This is a genomic window from Actinomadura sp. NBRC 104412, from assembly GCF_030269515.1.
Taxonomy (GTDB): Bacteria; Actinomycetota; Actinomycetes; order Streptosporangiales; family Streptosporangiaceae; genus Spirillospora.
The window spans coordinates 105,140-122,717 of the sequence record NZ_BSTM01000011.1 but is presented as its reverse complement, the minus strand read 5'-3'; the positions used below and the strand labels follow the sequence as shown (position 1 = coordinate 122,717).

Sequence of the window (17,578 nt, the reverse complement as noted above, 5' to 3'; positions counted from 1 at the left end):
GGTTCTGCTGCTTCGCCTGATTCTCGTCATCATTCGGCCACGGCCACATAGGGCCAGCGGTCCTGCGGGTCGTGTCCCTCGCTCAGGTCGACGGCCACCCCGGGCAGCGCCGCGCGCACACGGTCGGCCATCGGCTCGGTCAGGTAGTGGTGGTGCAGGTCGAGGGACTTCAGGTGGGTGAGCGGCTGCCCGGACAGCAGCGACTCGGCGCCCCGGTCGGTGAGGACGCCCATGGCCAGGCTGAGCGATTCCAGCCTCGCCACGACCGGCGCCCCGGCGACCGCGGCGGCGAGCTCGTCCTGGATCTCGCTGTCCTCCAGGCCGAGATGGCGCAGGGACGGCAGCCGTCCGCCACCCAGGATCGGCGCCAGGTCGGCGACCGTCGCGTCGCCGCCGTAGTTGCCGACGCCCAGCCACAGGTCGAGGTGCTCCAGCGCGGGCAGGTCGCTGTCGCCCAGCGCCCGTACGACGGCGCTGGGCAGGCCGCCGGTCTCGAACCGCAGCGTCTTCAGGACGGTACTGGTGAGCGGTCTCAGCGCCAGCTCCTGCCCGCCCCGTACCTCCAGGTGCTCGAGCCGAGGGAAGGCACCGAACAGCGGCGTGATGTCGGACTGCTCGATCCAGGAGATCTCCGCCTGCTCCATCACGATGTCGCCGAGGAACAGCGCCCGCAGGTTCGGCAACCGGTCGGCGGCGTCCACCAGCAACCGCACCGGGTCGGCGGCGCCCTCGTCGTAGTCGGCGCCCCAGTAGCCGACGACCAGGTGCGTCACCGCCGCGGCCCCGGCCGTGTCCAGGAACTTCCGCAGGACGTCGGCGAAATCGGGGCCCTCGAACCAGCTCCCGATCCGCCAGGCGTGGTCCCCGGCATCCGAGGACGGTTCCCCTGCCAGGGACTTCTCGGCGGTCCCGTAGTTGGAGGCGGCGTCCTCCCCCTCGTGCTCGTGCTGGAAGTCGGCCACCGCCTTCCCGGCGAACGTGTCGAGGTGCTGGTATATGGCCATCGGATCCCTTTCACGATGTGGAGGGAACCGTCCTATCAGCCGCCGACGACAAGCGAAGGACATCTGCGGCGAACCGCGCCACCGTTCACCATCCGCGACAACGCGGAACCGGTTCGTCACCGGGACGAGGACGGATGGGCCGGGCAAGCCGCCCGTGGCGGCCGACGCGAAAGTGTGACGAGCAGGACTGATCGAGACGGGTGAAACTAGGCGACTTGGACGATTAAAGTGGATCAGCTTGAGGGGCCCTCACCGGGAGGGCCCTTGCCATGCCCTCCCGACCCCTGCTTGCCGAGTCCTCTCCACCCCTGCTCAATCCACGAGGTCAGCGGAAGATGAACGACCACGACGTGCACGCCGAGTGCCTGCGGCTGCTCCGGGACGGCCTGCCCGAAACCGCCCACGCCGGCCTGGACGACGGCCAGGAGTTCGTGCCGCTCTGCCTCGACGTCGACGGCGACATCGCCGTTGTCACGTTCCTAAGAAGGCAGGGCGACCTCACGCGCAGCGTCCCGCCCTTCATCGAGGGCTGGACGTTCCACCGCCGCGACGGCGAGTGGCTGGAGCTGGGCGGCGCGGGCGGAGCCGCGCCCGACCAGCCCCTGGCCCGCCGCTCCGCCGCCGAGCTCGGCGGGCCCCTCCTGCGCTACGGGACGGGCAAGACCGTCCGCAACGCCAACCGCCTGCTTCCCTGGGGGGCCAAGTGGGTCAGCCAGGCCCGCCTGTGGGTGGCCTCGGAGGTCGCCGCCCTGCGCGTGGGCAGCCGCCTGCTGAAGGTCCCCGCGCACGGGCACGCGGTCGTGGTCTGGGGGGCGCGCCGGGCCCCGGTGGTGGAGGCCCTGTCCGAGGACGGCACCGTCCTGGGCACCCTCGACCTGGGCCCGGCCATCGCCACCCCTGCCTGACGGGCGCGCCCGGTCACTCGACGCGGGCCAGGACATCCGGGCTCAGGTCGCCGGGGCGGGTGTGCCCCGACAGCGCCAGCGTGAGCTCCAACTCGGCCATCACGCAGCGCAAGACGTGCCGCACACCCGCCTCACCACCGAGGCCGAGCCCGTAGGCGTAGGGGCGTCCCACCAGCACCGCCTTGGCGCCGAGGGCGAGCGGCTTGGCGATGTCGGCACCCGTACGGATACCGCTGTCGAACAGCACCGTCGTCCGGTCCCCTACGGCCTCCACGATGGCCGGGAGCGCGTCCAGGGACGCGATGGCCCCGTCCACCTGCCGCCCGCCGTGGTTGGAGACGATCACTCCGTCCATCCCCGCGGCCACGGCGCGGCGGGCGTCGTCGGGCTGCTGGATGCCCTTGAGCGCGATCGGGCCGTCCCAGCGCTCCCGGAGGAAGCCCAGATCGTCCCAGGTCAGCGTGGGATTCCCGAAGTTGGCGACCCAGTGCAGGAGGGCGGTGTCGCGGTTGGCGTCGGTGACCGGCCCGCCGACCGCCTTCTGGAAGACCGGGTCGGCGAAGTAGTTGGCGACACCCACCCCGCGCAGGAACGGCAGGTACGCCTTATCGAGGTCGCGCGGCCGCCACGCCATCGTGAACGTGTCCAAGGTCACAACCAGGGCGCTGTAGCCGGCCGCCTTCGCGCGTTCCAGGAAGCTGGCGGCCAGGTCGCGGTCCTTGGGCCAGTACAGCTGGTACCAGCGGGCGCCGTCCCCGTTCGCCTCGGCCGCCTCCTCCATCGTGTAGGACGCGGCCGTACTGGACACCATCGTCAGCCCGCACGCCGCCGCGGCCCGCGCCGTCGCCAGCTCCCCGTCCGGATGGAACGTGGACTGGACGCCGATGGGGGCGAGCAGGACGGGCGCGGGCATCGCCGTGCCCAGCACCTCCACCGACAGGTCGCGGTGAGCCACGTCCCGGAGCATCCGCGGCACGATCCGCCACCGGTCGAAGGCCGCCCGGTTGGCCCGCGCGGTCGCCTCGCTGCCCGCCGAGCCGGCCACGTACCCGAACGCCCGTTCCGTGAGCCGCTCGGCGGCCAGCGCCTCCAGCCTGGTCAGATCGGTCGGCAGCTCCGGGAGGACATCGCCGAGTCCGTTCAGGTAGATCTCGTTCTGGAAGTCGGCCAGCGGGCTCATCGCATACCTCCTCGGCGATCGCCCCGTCCACCACCCCCCGGTTCTCCGGCGCGCCGGAAGGCGGTGCGGTGCGAATCTGTCTCAGGGACCCGCCACAATGTCCCACATGGCACGACGCGGATCCCAGGCCCCTCCACCGCCCGACTTCGAAGAGAACATCATCGACGTCGATGTCTCCGAGGAGATGCGCGGCAGCTTTCTCGAGTACGCGTACTCGGTCATCTACCAGCGGGCGCTCCCCGACGCCCGGGACGGGCTCAAGCCCGTCCAGCGGCGGATCGTCTACTCGATGAACGACATGGGGCTGCGCCCCGACCGCGGCCACGTCAAGTGCGCCCGCGTCGTGGGCGAGGTGATGGGCAAGCTGCACCCGCACGGCGACAGCCCCATCTACGACGCCATGGTGCGGATGGCCCAGCGGTGGGCGATGCGGATGCCGCTGGTCGACGGGCACGGCAACTTCGGCTCGCTCGGCGGCGACGACCTGCCCGCCGCCATGCGGTACACCGAGGCGCGGATGAGCCGCGAGGCCACGCTGATGGTCGAGTCCATCGACGAGGACACCGTCGACTTCCGGCCCAACTACGACGGCCAGGAGAGCGAGCCCGAGGTCCTGCCCGCCGCGTTCCCGAACCTCCTGGTGAACGGCGCGTCCGGGATCGCGGTCGGGATGGCCACCAACATGGCCCCGCACAACCTGGGCGAGGTGGTCGCCGCCGCCCGGCACCTGATCGACCACCCGGACGCCACACTCGACGACCTGATGCGCTTCGTCCCCGGGCCCGACCTGCCGACCGGCGGCCGGATCGTGGGCCTGGACGGCATCCGCGACGCCTACGAGCGGGGCCGCGGCACCTTCCGCACCCGCGCCACCGCGCACATCGAGAACGTCACCCCGCGCCGCAAGGGCATCGTGGTCACCGAACTCCCGTACGCGGTCGGCCCCGAACGGGTCAAGGCCAAGATCAAGGAGCTGGTCAACGCCAAGCGGCTCAACGGGATCTCCGACCTGAAGGACCTCACCGACCGCAACGTGGGGCTGCGGCTGGTCATCGAGGTCAAGAACGGCTTCAACCCGGAGGCGGTGCTGGCCGAGCTGTACCGGCTGACGCCGATGGAGGAGACCTTCGGCATCAACAACGTGGCGCTGGTCGACGGCCAGCCCCGCACGCTGGGGCTCAAGGACATGCTCCAGGTGTACGTCGACCACCGCATCGAGGTCGTCCGGCGCCGCTCGGCCCACCGCCGCAAGAAGCGCGAGGACCGCCTGCACCTGGTCGACGGCCTGATGATCGCGCTGCTCAACATCGACGAGGTCATCCAGGTCATCCGCGACAGCGACGACGCCGCCCAGGCCAAGTCCCGGCTGATGCAGATCTTCGAGCTGTCGGACGTCCAGGCCCAGTACATCCTCGACACGCCGCTGCGCCGCCTCACCCGCTACGACCGGCTGGAGCTGGAGAAGGAGAAGGAGCAGCTGACCAAGGAGATCGCCCAGCTCACCGCGATCCTCGAATCGGAAAAGAAGCTGCGCGGCGTGGTGTCCAAGGAACTGGCCGCGGTCGCCAAGGAATACACCACCCCGCGCCGCACCGTCCTGCTCGAATCGTCCGGCCAGGCCGCGACCGCCGAGGTGCCGCTGGAGGTCGCCGACGACCCGTGCCTGGTGCTGATGTCGTCCACCGGCCTGCTGGCCCGCACCGCCTCCGCCGAGCCGCTCGCCGCGGACGGCCCCCGCGCCCCGCACGACGTGCTGGTGTCGGCCGTACGCGCCACCGCGCGCTCCCAGGTGGGCGCGGTCACCTCCACGGGACGGATGATCCGCATCGAGGTCATCGACCTGCCCACACTGCCGACCTCGGCCTCACCCCCGTCCCTGGCGGGCGGCGCCGCGGTCACCGAGTACGTCGAGCTCGAACCCGGCGAACGCGTCGTGGGCCTGGCCGCCCTCGACGCCCCGTTCGCCCTGGGCACGGTCCAGGGCGTGGTCAAGCGGGTCGTCCCCGACTACCCGGCGAACCGCGACGAGTTCGAGGTCATCTCCCTGAAGGACGATGACGAGGTGGTCGGTGCCGTGATGGCCGCCGACGACGACCATCTCGTCTTCATCACCAGCGACGCGCAACTGCTGCACTTCGCGGCGTCCAACGTCCGCCCCCAGGGCCGCGCGGCCGGCGGCATGGCGGGCATCAAACTGTCGGCCGGTGCCCGGGTCATCTGGTTCGGCGCCCTCGCCCCGTCCCGGGAGTCCCGCGTCGTGACGATCTCCGGGTCGTCCTCGGCCCTGCCGGGCACCCAGACCGGCGCGATCAAGGTCTCCGACTTCGCCGACTTCCCCGCCAAGGGCCGCGCCACCGGAGGCGTACGCTGCCACCGCTTCCTCAAGGGCGAGGACACCCTGATCATGGCCTGGGCCGGCCCCACCCCCGTCAAGGCCGCCTCCGACACAGGCAAGCCCCTCCCCATCGACCACGCCCTAGGCCGCCGCGACGGCTCCGGCGAGAAACTGGAAACCCCCATAGCCGCCCTAGGAGGCGGAGTGATCGCAGCGCACGAACCCGTGTGACACATGTGAGGGGCACCCCCGGGGTCAGCGGCCCCCACCGCTCGCGACGGTGACCGCTGACCCCGGCGGGGGGCTCCCGTAGGCTTCGCCCCTCGCCCACGCTGTGACTTGATGGAAGCGGCCTAGCGGGTAGTTACGCCAGCGACCCACCCGACACCCCGTTCCCACGCTGGCCCGAAGACACGACCACTCACCCCGCAGGGACTCCACCCCACACCCGCGTCACGGCGAGGGGCACCCCACCCCGAAGCAGGCCACGACACCCCCACCCTGACGGGGCCTGCCCCCGCCAAGGCACGGTAGACCGGCCTACCGGGCATCATGAGGTGGCCCCCTGGACACCACACGACGCTTGATGAGCAACCCCCGCTAACCCGAAAACCCACAGCGGCGACCACTCACCCGGCGGAACTCCTTCCTACGCCCCGGCCCAGGATTCAGCGCCCCTTTTTGGGTCCGCCCCTTACCCTTTGGGGGGCGCACGCAGCGGGTCATTGTGGGGGTCTCCCCCTGATGGGGGTGCGCGCTTCCGCGTTCGTCGCAGGGCTCGCGGCGATGATCTCTGACCTGCGGCGCCCGGTCGGTTCCCGTTGGGGGTGGGTCAGTTATGGGGCGGCCGGCGCGCGGTCATTTCTCGAAGTCGTCCGGGCCCCAGTAAGCGCGCATCTCAACGATCTTGCCATCGTCGTTGAACGTCATCGCGTCGATGGCGCGGATCCGCAGGTTCATCGCCGGGACTTCGATGGTGAGGGCCATGGCGGCGCCCTTGCCATGCGAGCCGCGGATCGGCCCGTCCAGGGTGAGCTTGGTGCCGGCACTGATGGCTTTGGCGTAGAACTCGTCGATCGCGGGACGCCCGGAGATCTGCGGCTTGCCGACCGGGTCCTCGATCACGGCGTCGTCGGCGAACAATGCCGCGATCGTGGCCGCGTCCCCCTCGTTGAAGCTGTCGACGTAGGTCTGAAGGGCCTTCTTCATCTGCTCCTGTGCCGGCATGCGCTCACCCTACTTTCGCTCGGGACGCAACGGATCGTACTAAGCGCCCGCTTCGTACGGGCACTGCGCGGGCCTTGGTTCCGGCCGGGCACCACGCCGGGAGAGAATGGCGCCATGGCGATCGCATCGTTCATGGTGCCTCTGGGCACGCCCGCTCCCGACTTCACTCTCCCGCCGGTCGGCGGCGGCCCCGCCGTTTCTCCGGGGACGTTCGCGGACGCGCCCGCGCTGCTGGTGGTGTTCCTCTGCAACCACTGCCCGTACGTACGCCGCGTGGAGAAGGCCCTGGGCGAGTTCACCGCCGACTATGCCGCCAAGGGCCTGGCCACCATCGGGATCTCCAGCAACGACACCGTCCAGTACCCCGATGACGACGCCGCGCACATGCGTGAGCAGGCCGAGCGCGCCGGTTTCACCTTCCCCTACCTGCTGGACGAGACGCAGGAGGTCGCGCGCGCCTACCGGGCGGCCTGCACTCCCGACTTCTTCCTGTACGACGCGGACCGGCGGCTGGCCTACCGCGGCGAGTTCGACGGCGCCCGTCCCCGCAACGACGTCCCATCAGACGGCGCCACCCTACGCGCAGCGGCCGACCTCGTCCTGGCAGGAAAGGCCGTCCCAGAGCCGCACACGCCCAGCCTGGGGTGCAGCCTCAAGTGGAAGCCCGGCAACGAACCCGGCTGAACTCCGCCGACGCTCAGACCGCCCACAAGCGAAGCTTGCGGTAACGGCGCTCCCAGGTCAGCCGGTTGAGGCTGCGTACCGGCGGGGGCAGCGTGGCCAGGAACCTGCTCCGCTCGGTGGGCGCGATCCCGTCGATGACCCACGGCACGAAGACCGCCGTGCCCTGGACGCCCTGGCGGCGCCGGATCTCCTCGGTGAACGCCTCCCAGTCCCCCGGTGTGAGCACGGACCGAACCAGCGGGAGCGCGGACCGTTCCTCATGGCCGAGGTGTTCGTCGACTGCCGCCCGTAATGCCTCCACATGCTCAAGCAGACCGGCCGCCCCGCCCAGCCCCGCGTCCACCGCGGCGAGCAGCGGTTCGATCCCGGAGTGCTCCTCCGCCATCTCCCTGAGCAGCGCCAGCGCGCTCGGCATGCCCCGCGCCGCCCGCTGGACCCGTGGCCACAGGACCGTGTCCTCGACGGTGTGGTGGATTCGGAGCTGGTGTTTGAAATTGGCCCATCCCGCACGAACCCGCGGTGAGGAGGCCCTGCCCGCCGCCACAACGTTTGCAAGCCGGTCGAGATCACGACGGAAAGCGTCGTGAGCCGCATACATGACCATGAAGTCGATGCTCATGAGGGATCCCCTTACGGGGTGCCGCGCAGAATCACTTGCTCCATACACTCAAGACGCTGCGGCTCCCCTGGGCGTGACGCGACAGCAGCCCGCTGAGACACAGGCCACAGTCCCCAAGTCACAAGCGAAGGGCAAACCCGGGCTGATCGTGCGCCTGGCCGTGGCGCAGGGAGTGTTCAGGCAACGGGTGACGCACCTGAAGCGGTCGGCCTTCGACCTGATGCTCGCCGCAGCCGCCTGCCTCACGCAGGCGATCGGATACTACGAGCCCCAGGCGAGCAGCGGTGGCCTGCTGGCCCCGCACCGGCGAGGTGTGCGCACACATGTCATAGAGAGGGAGGCCAGGGGCGAAGCCCCAAGGGGGTGCAGGGGGCGGAGCCCCCTGCCGGGGTCGTAGGGGCGGAGCCCCTACCCGGGGTCAGTGGCCACCGCCGCGAGCCGTCAAGGCGAGCGGCGGGGGTCGCTGACCCCCGCACCGGGGGGCGTGGGGGGTCGCCCCCCCACAATGAGTCGCCACCGCCGCGAGCCGTCAAGGCGAGCGGCGGGGGTCGCTGACCACGCACCGGGGGGCGTGGGGGGTCGCCCCCCACACCGACGCGTCACGTATCTATGCGTTCTATGTCTAGTTCTGTTGCGCCTGCGGTGATGAATTCTCTGCGGGGGGCGACCTCGCTGCCCATCAGCAGGTCGAAGATCCTCTCGGCTTCCTCGGCGTCTTCGATGCGGATGCGGCGGAGGATGCGGTGGCGTGGGTCCATGGTGGTTTCGGCGAGTTGGTCGGCGTCCATCTCGCCCAGGCCCTTGTAGCGCTGGACGGGTTCCTTCCAGCGGATGCCGCGGCGTTCGAGCTCCACGAGTTTCTTGCGCAGCTCGGCGTCGCTGTAGCAGTAGACGTACTTGTCCTGGCCCTTCCTGGGCTTGATGATCTCGATGCGGTGCAGGGGCGGGACGGCGGCGAAGACCCGGCCCGCCTCCAGCATGGGGCGCATGTAGCGGTACATGAGCGTCAGCAGCAGGGTGCGGATATGGGAGCCGTCCACGTCGGCGTCGGCCATGAGGATGATGCGGCCGTAGCGGGCGGCGTCCAGGTCGAAGGTGCGGCCGGAGCCGGCTCCGATCACCTGGATGATCGCGGCGCATTCGGCGTTCTTGAGCATGTCGGCGACGGACGCCTTCTGCACGTTCAGGATCTTGCCGCGGATGGGCAGCAGCGCCTGGAACTCGGAGTTGCGGGCGAGCTTGGCGGTGCCGAGGGCGGAGTCGCCCTCGACGATGAACAGTTCGCTGCGGTCGTCGGCGGTGCGGCAGTCGACCAGCTTGGCGGGGAGCGCCGAGTTCTCCAGGGCGTTCTTGCGGCGCTGGTTGTCGCGCTGGGTGCGGGCGGCGATGCGGGTCTTGGCGGCGCCGACGACCTTTTCCAGGACGGTGCGCAACTGCTGCTTCTGGCCGCGCGGGGGGTTGTCGAACAGGGCCTTGAGCTCGCGGCTGACCACCTGGGACACGATCCGGGTGGCGGCCGAGGTGCCGAGCACCTCCTTGGTCTGGCCCTCGAACTGGGGTTCGGGGAGCCGGACGGTGACGACCGCGGTCAGGCCCTCCAGCACGTCGTCCTTGATGACGTCCTCGTCGCCGTTCCTGAGCAGCCGGGTGGCGCGCAACTGGTCGTTGATGACGCGGACGAGCGCGCGGTCGAAGCCCCGGACGTGGGTGCCGCCCTTGGGGGTGGCGATGACGTTGACGAACGACTTGGTGATGGTGTCGTAGCCGGTGCCCCAGCGCAGCGCGACGTCGACCTCCAGGTCCCGTTCGACGTCGGTGGGGACGAGGTGGCCCTGGTCGTCGAGCACGGGGACGGTCTCGGTGAAGTGCCCGCGTCCCTGGAGCCGCAGGACGTCGATGATCGGGGCGTCCTTGGCGAGGTAGGAGCAGAACTCGCCGATGCCGCCGTCGAACCGGAAGGTCTCCTCGACGACCTCGTCGCCGCGCTCGTCGCGGACGTCGATGGTGAGCCCGGGGATGAGGAAGGCGGTCTGCCGCATCCGGTCCATGACCAGGGACTGGTCGACGGTGGCGCCCTTGAGGAAGATCTGGGTGTCGGGCCAGAACCTGACCCGGGTGCCGGTGGTCCTGCGGGCCACCTTGCGGATCTTGTGCACTCCGGAGCGCCGCTTGAACCGGGAGGTCGGGCGTTCGTCGGCGAACTCGCCGGGCAGGCCGCGGCGGAAGCTGATGGCGTGGGTGTGGCCGTCGCGGTCGACCTCGACGTCGAGCCGTGCGGACAGGGCGTTGACGACGGAGGCGCCGACGCCGTGCAGGCCGCCGGAGGCGGTGTAGGACACGCCGCCGAACTTGCCGCCGGCGTGCAGCCGGGTCATCACCAGTTCGACGCCGGACAGCTTGGTCTTGGGCTCGATGTCGACGGGGATGCCGCGGCCGTTGTCGCCGACCTCGAAGGACCCGTCGGCGCGCAGCACGACGGAGATGTGGGTGCAGTATCCCGCGAGCGCCTCGTCGACGCAGTTGTCCACGATCTCCCAGAGGCAGTGGGCGAGCCCACGGCTGTCGGTGGACCCGATGTACATGCCGGGTCGCTTGCGCACGGCCTCCAGGCCCTCCAGCACCGAGAGGTGCCGGGCGGAGTAGCCGTGCGTGTCGTCGTCGGTGCTCACTTCAGCTGTCGCGGCGGTCAACGTGCGTGTGCTCCTCGGGAAATTCCGACATTCGGCAGCAGGGTACCGTCACTGAACGCGTCACCAGCTTCAGCGGCCCTGGGCGTTTCCATCGGGGCGCCGTCTCGTTCAGGGAGGGGTCGCGCCCGCCGCCCGCCGTCATGCCCCAGCCTACGACCAGGCAGGGTGGCGCGGGCTTCACGCGGCTCGGTCACCCGGCACCTCCTCCAGCACGTCAGCGACCATGGTCGAACATACTATCGACAGCGTCGGACAGGACGCGCCATCCGATCCGGCGTGTCGGTCCCCGCAAATCCGACTTCAGGAGGTGCCGGTCCGGTGGCCGGGGGGCCTACGGTCCTCTGCATGGCACATACGATCATTACGGACGGTCTTCGCAAACGGTACGGCGAGGTCCGTGCCGTGGACGGGGTCTCGTTCGAGGTCGCCGAAGGCGAGTTCTTCGGCATACTCGGGCCGAACGGCGCGGGCAAGACGACCCTTCTGGAGATCATCGAGGGGTTGCGGGAGGCCGATGGGGGCTCGGTGTCGGTGCTGGGCCAGGCGCCGTGGCCGCGCAATCCGAGGCTGCTGCCGCGGATCGGCGTCCAGTTGCAGTCGTCCTCCTTCTTCGAGCGGCTGACCGCGCGGGAGCAGTTGCGCACGTTCGGCTCCCTGTACGGCGTGCCGCCGGCGAAGGCGGACGCGATGCTGGAGACGGTCGGGCTGAACGACAAGGCCGACGTGCGGGTGGAGAAGCTGTCGGGCGGGCAGGCGCAGCGCCTGTCGATCGCGTGCGCGCTCGTCCACGACCCCGAGCTGGTGTTCCTGGACGAGCCGACCGCGGCGCTGGACCCGCAGGCCCGCCGCAACCTGTGGGACGTGCTGCGCGCGATCAACACCGAGGGCCGCACGATCGTGCTGACCACGCACTACATGGACGAGGCCGAGCTGCTCTGCGACCGGGTGGCGATCATGGACGCGGGCCGGATCCTGCGGCTGGGGCCGCCCGCCGCGCTGGTCCGCGATCTGGACGCGCCGACCAGGATCGGCGTCGCCAGCGGCCTGCTGACGGCCGAGGACGCCCGCGCGCTGCCCGGCGCGGACGAGGTCGCCGACGACGGCGTGTCGCTGGTGATCTCCACCCGCGCCCCGTCGGAGGTGGTGGCGGCGATGGCGGCCCGCGACGCGCTGGACGGGGTGCAGATCCGCGGCGCCACCCTGGAGGACGTCTTCCTGGAGCTGACCGGGCGGGAGTACCGGGCGTGACGGGCCTGCACAGCTTCCGCAGCCTGTGCCGGGCGATGGCGCTGGGGTTCGCGCGGGACCGGGGCGCGCTGTTCTTCACGATCCTGTTCCCGCTGATGTTCCTGGTGCTGTTCGCCGGGCTGTTCGCCGACCAGGGCACCTCGAAGGTCAAGGTGATCCAGGTCGGCCCGGCGGCGATCCTGGACGGCGCCGTCGCGGGCGGCGGCGGGGAGCTGGCCCGGGTCATGGAGGTGACCAGGAGCTCCGACCGGGCCGGGGCGCTCGACGAGGTCGCGAAGGGCGACGCCGACGCGGTGGTGGAGCAGCGCGGGGGTGAGCTCGTCGTGCACTACTCGGCGGCGGACTCGGTGAAGTCGGGGACGGTCCGCGGGCTGATGAACTCGATCGTCCAGGAGGCGAACATCGCCGCGAGCGGGCGGCCCGCCGCGTACCGGCTCACGGTGGCGCAGGTGGAGGACGACTCGCTCACGGCGATCCAGTTCTTCACGCCCGGCCTGCTGGGCTGGGCGCTGGCCTCGGCGGGCGTGTTCGGTGCCGCGCAGACGCTGGTGACGTGGCGGACGAAGGGCATCCTGCGGCGGCTGCGGTTGTCGCCGGCGCCGGTGTCGGCGGTGTTCGGGGCGCGGGTGACGGTGAGCGTGGGGATCGCGATCGTGCAACTCGCGCTGTTCCTGCTGGTGGCGCGGTTGCCGTTCTTCGACCTCCAGTTGAGGGGCGCCTGGTGGATGTGCGTCCCGATGGTGGTGGCGGGCGTCCTGGCGTTCCTGGCCATCGGGACGGTCATCGGGGCGTGGGCCAAGACCCAGGAGGCGGCGCAGACGGTGGGCCAGCTGGTGGTGCTGCCGATGGCGTTCCTGGGCGGCTCGTTCTTCCCGCTGGACGTCGCCCCCACCTGGATGCGGACGGTGTCGCACCTGTTCCCGCTGCGCTATCTGAACGAGGGCATGCTGGACGTGATGGCCCGCGGCCAGGGCCCGGCGTCGGCCCTTCCCGAGATCGGTGTGCTCCTGGCCATAGCGCTGGGCGGAACATTCATCGCGCTTCGCCTGTTCAGATGGGATGACGCCTGAGCGGAGGCTGTGATGTCGGTCACGAATTGAGCCATTCCGCTGTGGGCGTACGAAGAAACAGGTTGGGAACGTCAGCGTCGGGTTAGATGTTGTCCTAAGTACCGACCCCGAGCATGAGGAAGGTGCCGTGACTGGAGCCCTTGCCCCGACCAAGCCGCTGTCCGTCGCAGACCGCTGCGACCGCTGCGGTGCTCAGGCCTACGTCCGTGCGGTCCTTGTAGGCGGCGGCGACCTTCTGTTCTGCGCCCACCACGGCCGCAAGTACGCAGAGGCGCTCCGCTCCAGTGGGGCCGACATTCAGGACGAGACCGACCGGCTCAACGAAACCCCGGCCACCGCGCCCGACGACGAGCGCTAAGCCTTGAAATAAACGAACACGGGAACGGCGGTCACCGGTAACGGTGGCCGCCGTTCGTCACATTACGGAAATCCGCGCGCCCGAAGACCCTCTTCGCCCTTCCGGCGGGCCCGGCGGATTTGACTACACAGAGCTATTATCCGGTCACTCTAGGAATGGGTTGGAGACGGAACGGCCGTGCTGATCCTGCTGCCGCCATCGGAACGCAAGGCGCCGGGCGGGGACGGTCCCCCGCTGGATCTGGCCGGGCTGTCGTTCCCCGGGCTCAACCCCGTACGGGAACGGGTCATGGACGCCCTCGGCGAGGCGTGCCTGCGGGACGACGCGCGCGATGTGCTCGGTCTCCCGGGCGGGCAGGCCGACGACGCGCTGGCCCGCAACCGGATCCTGCGCCAGGCGCCCACGCTGCCGGTGTCGCGCCTCTACACCGGCGTCCTGTACGAGAACCTGGCCTTGAACGAGCTGTCCCCCGAGGCGGCCGGGAGGGCGAACGACCAGATCATCGTGTTCTCGGGGCTCTGGGGCGCGCTGCGCCTCACCGACAGGATCCCGCCGTACCGGCTGGCCATGGACGTGACGCTGCCCCCTGAGGGCAAGCTGGCCGCTCTGTGGCGCCCGGCCCTGCGGGAGGCCCTGGGCTTTGCCGAGGGCCGGCTGATCGTGGATCTGCGGTCCGGGCCGTACGCGTCGGCGTGGCGCGCTCCCGCTCCGTCCGTCCCGGTGCGGGTGTTCCGTGAACGGATCCTGGGCGGCGTACCCAAGCGTTCCGTGGTGAGCCACATGGCGAAGGCGACCCGGGGCAAGGTGGCGCGCGACCTGCTGGAGGCGGGCGTCGAGGCCGCCACGCCCGAGGAGCTGCTCAAGGCCGTGGCCGGGCTCGGTCACACGGCCGAGCTGAACGACGGCCGCCTGGACGTGATCCTGCACGCCTGACGGGGTGCGGGATCAGGGCCGGGTCACACCGTGGTGATGTTCAGGTGGCGGCATGCCTTGATGTACTGCGAGACCTCGTTGCCGCCTAGGTAGCTCCAGGGGAGGCTGCTGGGCCTGCCCATGGTGCGGAGCAGGTGCTGGCGGGCGGGACGGCGGGCGTCGGCCAGGTGGAAGGCCGCACCGAAGATGTTGTGGGCCTCGATGGTGCGGGGGTGCGGATGCCCGTGCCCCTCGAACCAGCCACGGGCGGCGGCCTCCACGTCCCGGCACTCCTCCGTCGTGAACCACGACGACGCGCCCCGGATGATCCCCTGCCGTTCCTGGACGAAGTATTCAAAGTAGGCCAGCGGGAGCAGCGCGGCCCGGGGGTCCTCCTGGCCGGCCGTGCCGGCGGCGACGCGGGCGAAGTCGAACATCTCCTCGGGCACACCGCCCCACTGCGGCGACAGGCTCACCACGCGCGCCACATGCGCCCCGTACAGGGTGGGGTGGCGCCGGTAAGCCTGCTTCCACAGCTCGTCCTTCTCCTCGCGGTCCACGTCCAGGCCGAGGGCCAGCCACAGCATGGACTCCCACGGGACGGGGTCGTCCGGCCACATGTCGGCCGCACGCATCAGGGGGCCGCGCGCCGCCTTCATCTTCTTGCTGTAGGCGGTGTACGCGGACGCCTGCACGGAACGGGCCCGCGCGTCCGGGCGGATCCCCCACGCCTCCTCCACCTGCGTACGGCCCAGCCACAGCCACAGATCGGGGTTCCCAGGGGCCTCGGCGAGCAACGCCTCGATGTACTGGGACGAGCCGACCGCCGCCTTGGCCAGCGCCTCCACCCGCTGCGAACGCACCTCCGGATCGGCCCGCGCCTCGGCGAGAACCCGCGCCCCGACCCGCATGAACCGGTCCTGGACGGCGTCGACGGCCTGATCGAGCACGGGATCCATCCAGGGGCGCCCGCCGACGACCTGTGCCGTGCGGACGCGGAGCGCCGTAGGAGCACGGCCGAGCCTGTTCTGCCCCACCGCACCTCCATGTGCCCGGTCAAGCTCCATCAGTCCCATGGTGGGGAAGCGTAGGAAGGGGCGACACGAATGGCGCTACCTCGGTGTAAAAGGTGTGTTACATACCCAAAAGCATCATTGACCTGGACGTTCTGCGCCCGCCGTCCGGATGGGACCGTGCCACAGCCCGAGCGGCCGCGCCCGAGGGAACATTTCCGAAACAACGCCATGGGAAGGCCACGGACCCGTCCCACAGGCCCAGGCGCACCTGCTGACCACAAGCGGTCAAGCGCGTACCGCCCAAAGCCGGAAGGCCACCTCACCGTGAACGGCGGGATGGCCCTGCGAGCACGCCATGGCGGCTCGCTGCTCGTCCGGATCCGGTCAGTCCAGGTAGTCGCGCAGCACCTGGGACCGGGACGGGTGACGCAGCTTGGACATGGTCTTGGACTCGATCTGCCGGATCCGCTCCCGGGTCACCCCGTACACCTTGCCGATCTCGTCCAGCGTCTTGGGCTGGCCGTCGGTGAGGCCGAACCGCATCGACACCACCCCGGCCTCACGCTCGCTGAGCGTGTCCAGCACCGAGTGCAGCTGCTCCTGCAGCAGCGTGAAGCTGACCGCGTCCGCCGGGACGATCGCCTCGGAGTCCTCGATCAGGTCGCCGAACTCGCTGTCGCCGTCCTCGCCCAGCGGGGTGTGCAGGGAGATCGGCTCGCGGCCGTACTTCTGCACCTCGACGACCTTCTCCGGGGTCATGTCGAGTTCCTTGGCCAGCTCCTCGGGGGTGGGCTCGCGGCCCAGGTCCTGGAGCATCTGGCGCTGGACGCGGGCCAGCTTGTTGATGACCTCGACCATGTGCACCGGGATGCGGATGGTGCGGGCCTGGTCGGCCATCGCGCGGGTGATCGCCTGCCGGATCCACCAGGTGGCGTAGGTGGAGAACTTGTAGCCCTTGGTGTAGTCGAACTTCTCGACCGCGCGGATCAGGCCCAGGTTGCCCTCCTGGATCAGGTCCAGGAACAGCATGCCGCGGCCGGTGTAGCGCTTGGCCAGCGAGACCACCAGCCGCAGGTTGGCCTCCAGCAGGTGGTTCTTGGCCCGGCGGCCGTCCTCGGCGATCCACTCGAAGTCCTCGCGGTCCTCCTGCGACATCGTGTGCGCCTCGGCGGCCAGCCGCTCCTCGGCGAACAGTCCCGCCTCGATCCGCTTGGCCAGCTCGACCTCCTGCTCGGCGTTCAGCAGGGGGACCTTGCCGATCTGCTTGAGGTAGTCCTTGACCGGGTCGGCGGTGGCGCCGGCCGCGGCGATCTGCTGGGCCGGGGCGTCCTCGTCGTCGTCGCCGAGGGTGAACGCCTCCTCCTCGGAGGCGCCCTTGTCGCCGGCCTTGCCCGCGGCGGCCGGGGCGACCGCGGCGACGGGCTCCTCCTCGATCTCCCCGGGCTCCTCGACCTCGACCTCCACGACGGCGTCCTCGACCACCTCGAGGTCGTCGCCCTCGAGATCGTCGAGATCGTCGTCGAGCTCGGTGACGTCCACGTCGTCGAGATCGGGCTCGTCGGCGACCCGCTTGGCGGCCGGGGCGGACGTGACCGGCCCGGCGGACGCGGCGGACCCGCCGCCCTTGGAGCCGGACGCCTGGGCCGCCGCAGCGGCGGCGGCGGCCTTCTTGGCCGCGGCCTTCTTGCCCTTGCGGGGAACCCTCCGGGCGGCCTTCCTGGACGGCGCGGGGACCGGGTCGGACACCTGCTCGGCGTCGCCGGCACCGTCCTCGACGACGGCGGTCACCGTGTCGGGCTGCTCCTTCGCGGCTGCGGCCGTCCTGGGCCTGCGCGCCGCCGGCGCCCGCTTGCGCGAACGCTTGGGCGCCGCTGAGTCGGCAGCGCTCACCATGACGGTCACACCCTCCTTGCTGAGGCTCCGCAAGATGCTTGAGGCCGCAGACACGGGGATGTCGGCCTCCTCGAACGTACGTCGTACGTCCTCGATTTCAAGGCGATTGTCCTGGGACCGTCCACGCTCGATCAGTTGCGCGATGACATGCTCGTGCAGATCTGACGCTTTCGAGGTCGAGCTAGCAGGCGACACAAATACCTCTCGAACGAACGTGTGGCTTGGTTGACCCCAAGTGCCCTGACGGGCTCGGCCTCACACTGGGTGGGACCACACACTGGGCAGGCCACCCCATGCGGGACCGCAACGTACACCACTTACTAGGGTCAAGCATTCTGGCACGGCGCGCATTCCGCATCGATGTCCTACCCGGTAACACACCACCTTAGGGGGCGCTGGGCGGTCCTTCGTACGAACGAGGCCGTCTCATGGTTCCC

General features: G+C 70.3%; 14 protein-coding genes. 7 read left to right on the top strand and 7 right to left on the bottom strand.

Going from position 1 to position 17,578, the window contains the following annotated elements:
- Window positions 1-29: 29 nt before the first annotated feature.
- Window positions 30-1,004 carry an STM4015 family protein gene (locus QSK21_RS16280; RefSeq protein ID WP_285696684.1) on the bottom strand — a complete coding sequence of 325 codons (975 nt, stop codon included), beginning with the start codon at window positions 1,002-1,004 and terminating at the stop codon, window positions 30-32.
- A 335-nt stretch (window positions 1,005-1,339) separates the two neighbouring features.
- Here QSK21_RS16280 and QSK21_RS16275 point away from each other — a divergent pair, with 335 nt between their 5' ends.
- The gene (locus tag QSK21_RS16275; protein ID WP_285696682.1) at window positions 1,340-1,909 is read left to right on the top strand and encodes a hypothetical protein; all 570 of its coding nucleotides are present in this window, start codon (window positions 1,340-1,342) and stop codon (window positions 1,907-1,909) included.
- Window positions 1,910-1,922: 13 nt separating this feature from the next.
- On the opposite strand, the gene QSK21_RS16270 is transcribed toward QSK21_RS16275, so the two are convergent.
- Window positions 1,923-3,089, bottom strand: coding sequence for a lactate 2-monooxygenase (locus tag QSK21_RS16270; RefSeq protein ID WP_285696681.1), 1,167 nt, complete (start codon window positions 3,087-3,089; stop codon window positions 1,923-1,925).
- A gap of 106 nt (window positions 3,090-3,195) precedes the next feature.
- Here QSK21_RS16270 and QSK21_RS16265 point away from each other — a divergent pair, with 106 nt between their 5' ends.
- Window positions 3,196-5,655 (top strand): DNA gyrase/topoisomerase IV subunit A, encoded by a 2,460-nt coding sequence (locus tag QSK21_RS16265; RefSeq protein WP_285696680.1) that lies wholly within the window; start codon window positions 3,196-3,198, stop codon window positions 5,653-5,655.
- A 627-nt stretch (window positions 5,656-6,282) separates the two neighbouring features.
- On the opposite strand, the gene QSK21_RS16260 is transcribed toward QSK21_RS16265, so the two are convergent.
- On the bottom strand, window positions 6,283-6,651 hold the full coding sequence (locus QSK21_RS16260) for a nuclear transport factor 2 family protein (protein ID WP_285696679.1): 369 nt from the start codon (window positions 6,649-6,651) through the stop codon (window positions 6,283-6,285).
- 114 nt (window positions 6,652-6,765) lie between these two features.
- Between QSK21_RS16260 and QSK21_RS16255 the strand changes: the two genes are divergently transcribed.
- The gene (locus tag QSK21_RS16255; protein WP_285696678.1) at window positions 6,766-7,335 is read left to right on the top strand and encodes a thioredoxin family protein; all 570 of its coding nucleotides are present in this window, start codon (window positions 6,766-6,768) and stop codon (window positions 7,333-7,335) included.
- Window positions 7,336-7,348: 13 nt separating this feature from the next.
- Here the strand turns inward: QSK21_RS16255 and QSK21_RS16250 are convergent, their stop codons facing one another.
- Window positions 7,349-7,933 (bottom strand): hemerythrin domain-containing protein, encoded by a 585-nt coding sequence (locus tag QSK21_RS16250; protein ID WP_285696810.1) that lies wholly within the window; start codon window positions 7,931-7,933, stop codon window positions 7,349-7,351.
- Between the two features lie 620 nt (window positions 7,934-8,553).
- Complete coding sequence (locus QSK21_RS16245) at window positions 8,554-10,644, bottom strand: DNA gyrase/topoisomerase IV subunit B (protein WP_285696676.1); 2,091 nt, start codon at window positions 10,642-10,644, stop codon at window positions 8,554-8,556.
- Window positions 10,645-10,989: 345 nt separating this feature from the next.
- Here QSK21_RS16245 and QSK21_RS16240 point away from each other — a divergent pair, with 345 nt between their 5' ends.
- From QSK21_RS16240 to QSK21_RS16225, 4 genes are all read left to right on the top strand, one after another.
- Window positions 10,990-11,892 carry an ABC transporter ATP-binding protein gene (locus QSK21_RS16240; RefSeq protein ID WP_285696675.1) on the top strand — a complete coding sequence of 301 codons (903 nt, stop codon included), beginning with the start codon at window positions 10,990-10,992 and terminating at the stop codon, window positions 11,890-11,892.
- On the top strand, window positions 11,889-12,962 hold the full coding sequence (locus QSK21_RS16235) for an ABC transporter permease (RefSeq protein ID WP_285696674.1): 1,074 nt from the start codon (window positions 11,889-11,891) through the stop codon (window positions 12,960-12,962). The genes QSK21_RS16240 and QSK21_RS16235 overlap by 4 nt, the downstream gene beginning before the upstream one ends.
- A gap of 127 nt (window positions 12,963-13,089) precedes the next feature.
- Window positions 13,090-13,320, top strand: a complete 231-nt coding sequence (locus tag QSK21_RS16230) for a DUF7455 domain-containing protein (RefSeq protein ID WP_285696673.1) — start codon at window positions 13,090-13,092, stop codon at window positions 13,318-13,320.
- Between the two features lie 177 nt (window positions 13,321-13,497).
- The gene (locus QSK21_RS16225) at window positions 13,498-14,253 is read left to right on the top strand and encodes a YaaA family protein (RefSeq protein ID WP_285696672.1); all 756 of its coding nucleotides are present in this window, start codon (window positions 13,498-13,500) and stop codon (window positions 14,251-14,253) included.
- Window positions 14,254-14,276: 23 nt separating this feature from the next.
- Here QSK21_RS16225 and QSK21_RS16220 read toward each other — a convergent pair whose 3' ends face one another.
- A complete protein-coding gene (locus QSK21_RS16220) occupies window positions 14,277-15,269 on the bottom strand; it encodes a hypothetical protein (RefSeq protein WP_285696671.1) in 993 nt (330 codons plus the stop codon).
- A gap of 363 nt (window positions 15,270-15,632) precedes the next feature.
- Entirely contained in the window at window positions 15,633-17,336 is a 1,704-nt protein-coding gene (locus QSK21_RS16215) for an RNA polymerase sigma factor (protein ID WP_285696670.1), read from the bottom strand.
- Window positions 17,337-17,578 lie beyond the last annotated feature (242 nt).

Coding starts and splice junctions, on each gene's coding strand:
- QSK21_RS16280 (WP_285696684.1), bottom strand. CDS start 1,004: ATGGCCATATACCAGCACCTCGACACGTTCGCCGGGAAGGCGGTGGCC.
- QSK21_RS16275 (WP_285696682.1), top strand. CDS start 1,340: ATGAACGACCACGACGTGCACGCCGAGTGCCTGCGGCTGCTCCGGGAC.
- QSK21_RS16270 (WP_285696681.1), bottom strand. CDS start 3,089: ATGAGCCCGCTGGCCGACTTCCAGAACGAGATCTACCTGAACGGACTC.
- QSK21_RS16265 (WP_285696680.1), top strand. CDS start 3,196: ATGGCACGACGCGGATCCCAGGCCCCTCCACCGCCCGACTTCGAAGAG.
- QSK21_RS16260 (WP_285696679.1), bottom strand. CDS start 6,651: ATGCCGGCACAGGAGCAGATGAAGAAGGCCCTTCAGACCTACGTCGAC.
- QSK21_RS16255 (WP_285696678.1), top strand. CDS start 6,766: ATGGCGATCGCATCGTTCATGGTGCCTCTGGGCACGCCCGCTCCCGAC.
- QSK21_RS16250 (WP_285696810.1), bottom strand. CDS start 7,933: ATGTATGCGGCTCACGACGCTTTCCGTCGTGATCTCGACCGGCTTGCA.
- QSK21_RS16240 (WP_285696675.1), top strand. CDS start 10,990: ATGGCACATACGATCATTACGGACGGTCTTCGCAAACGGTACGGCGAG.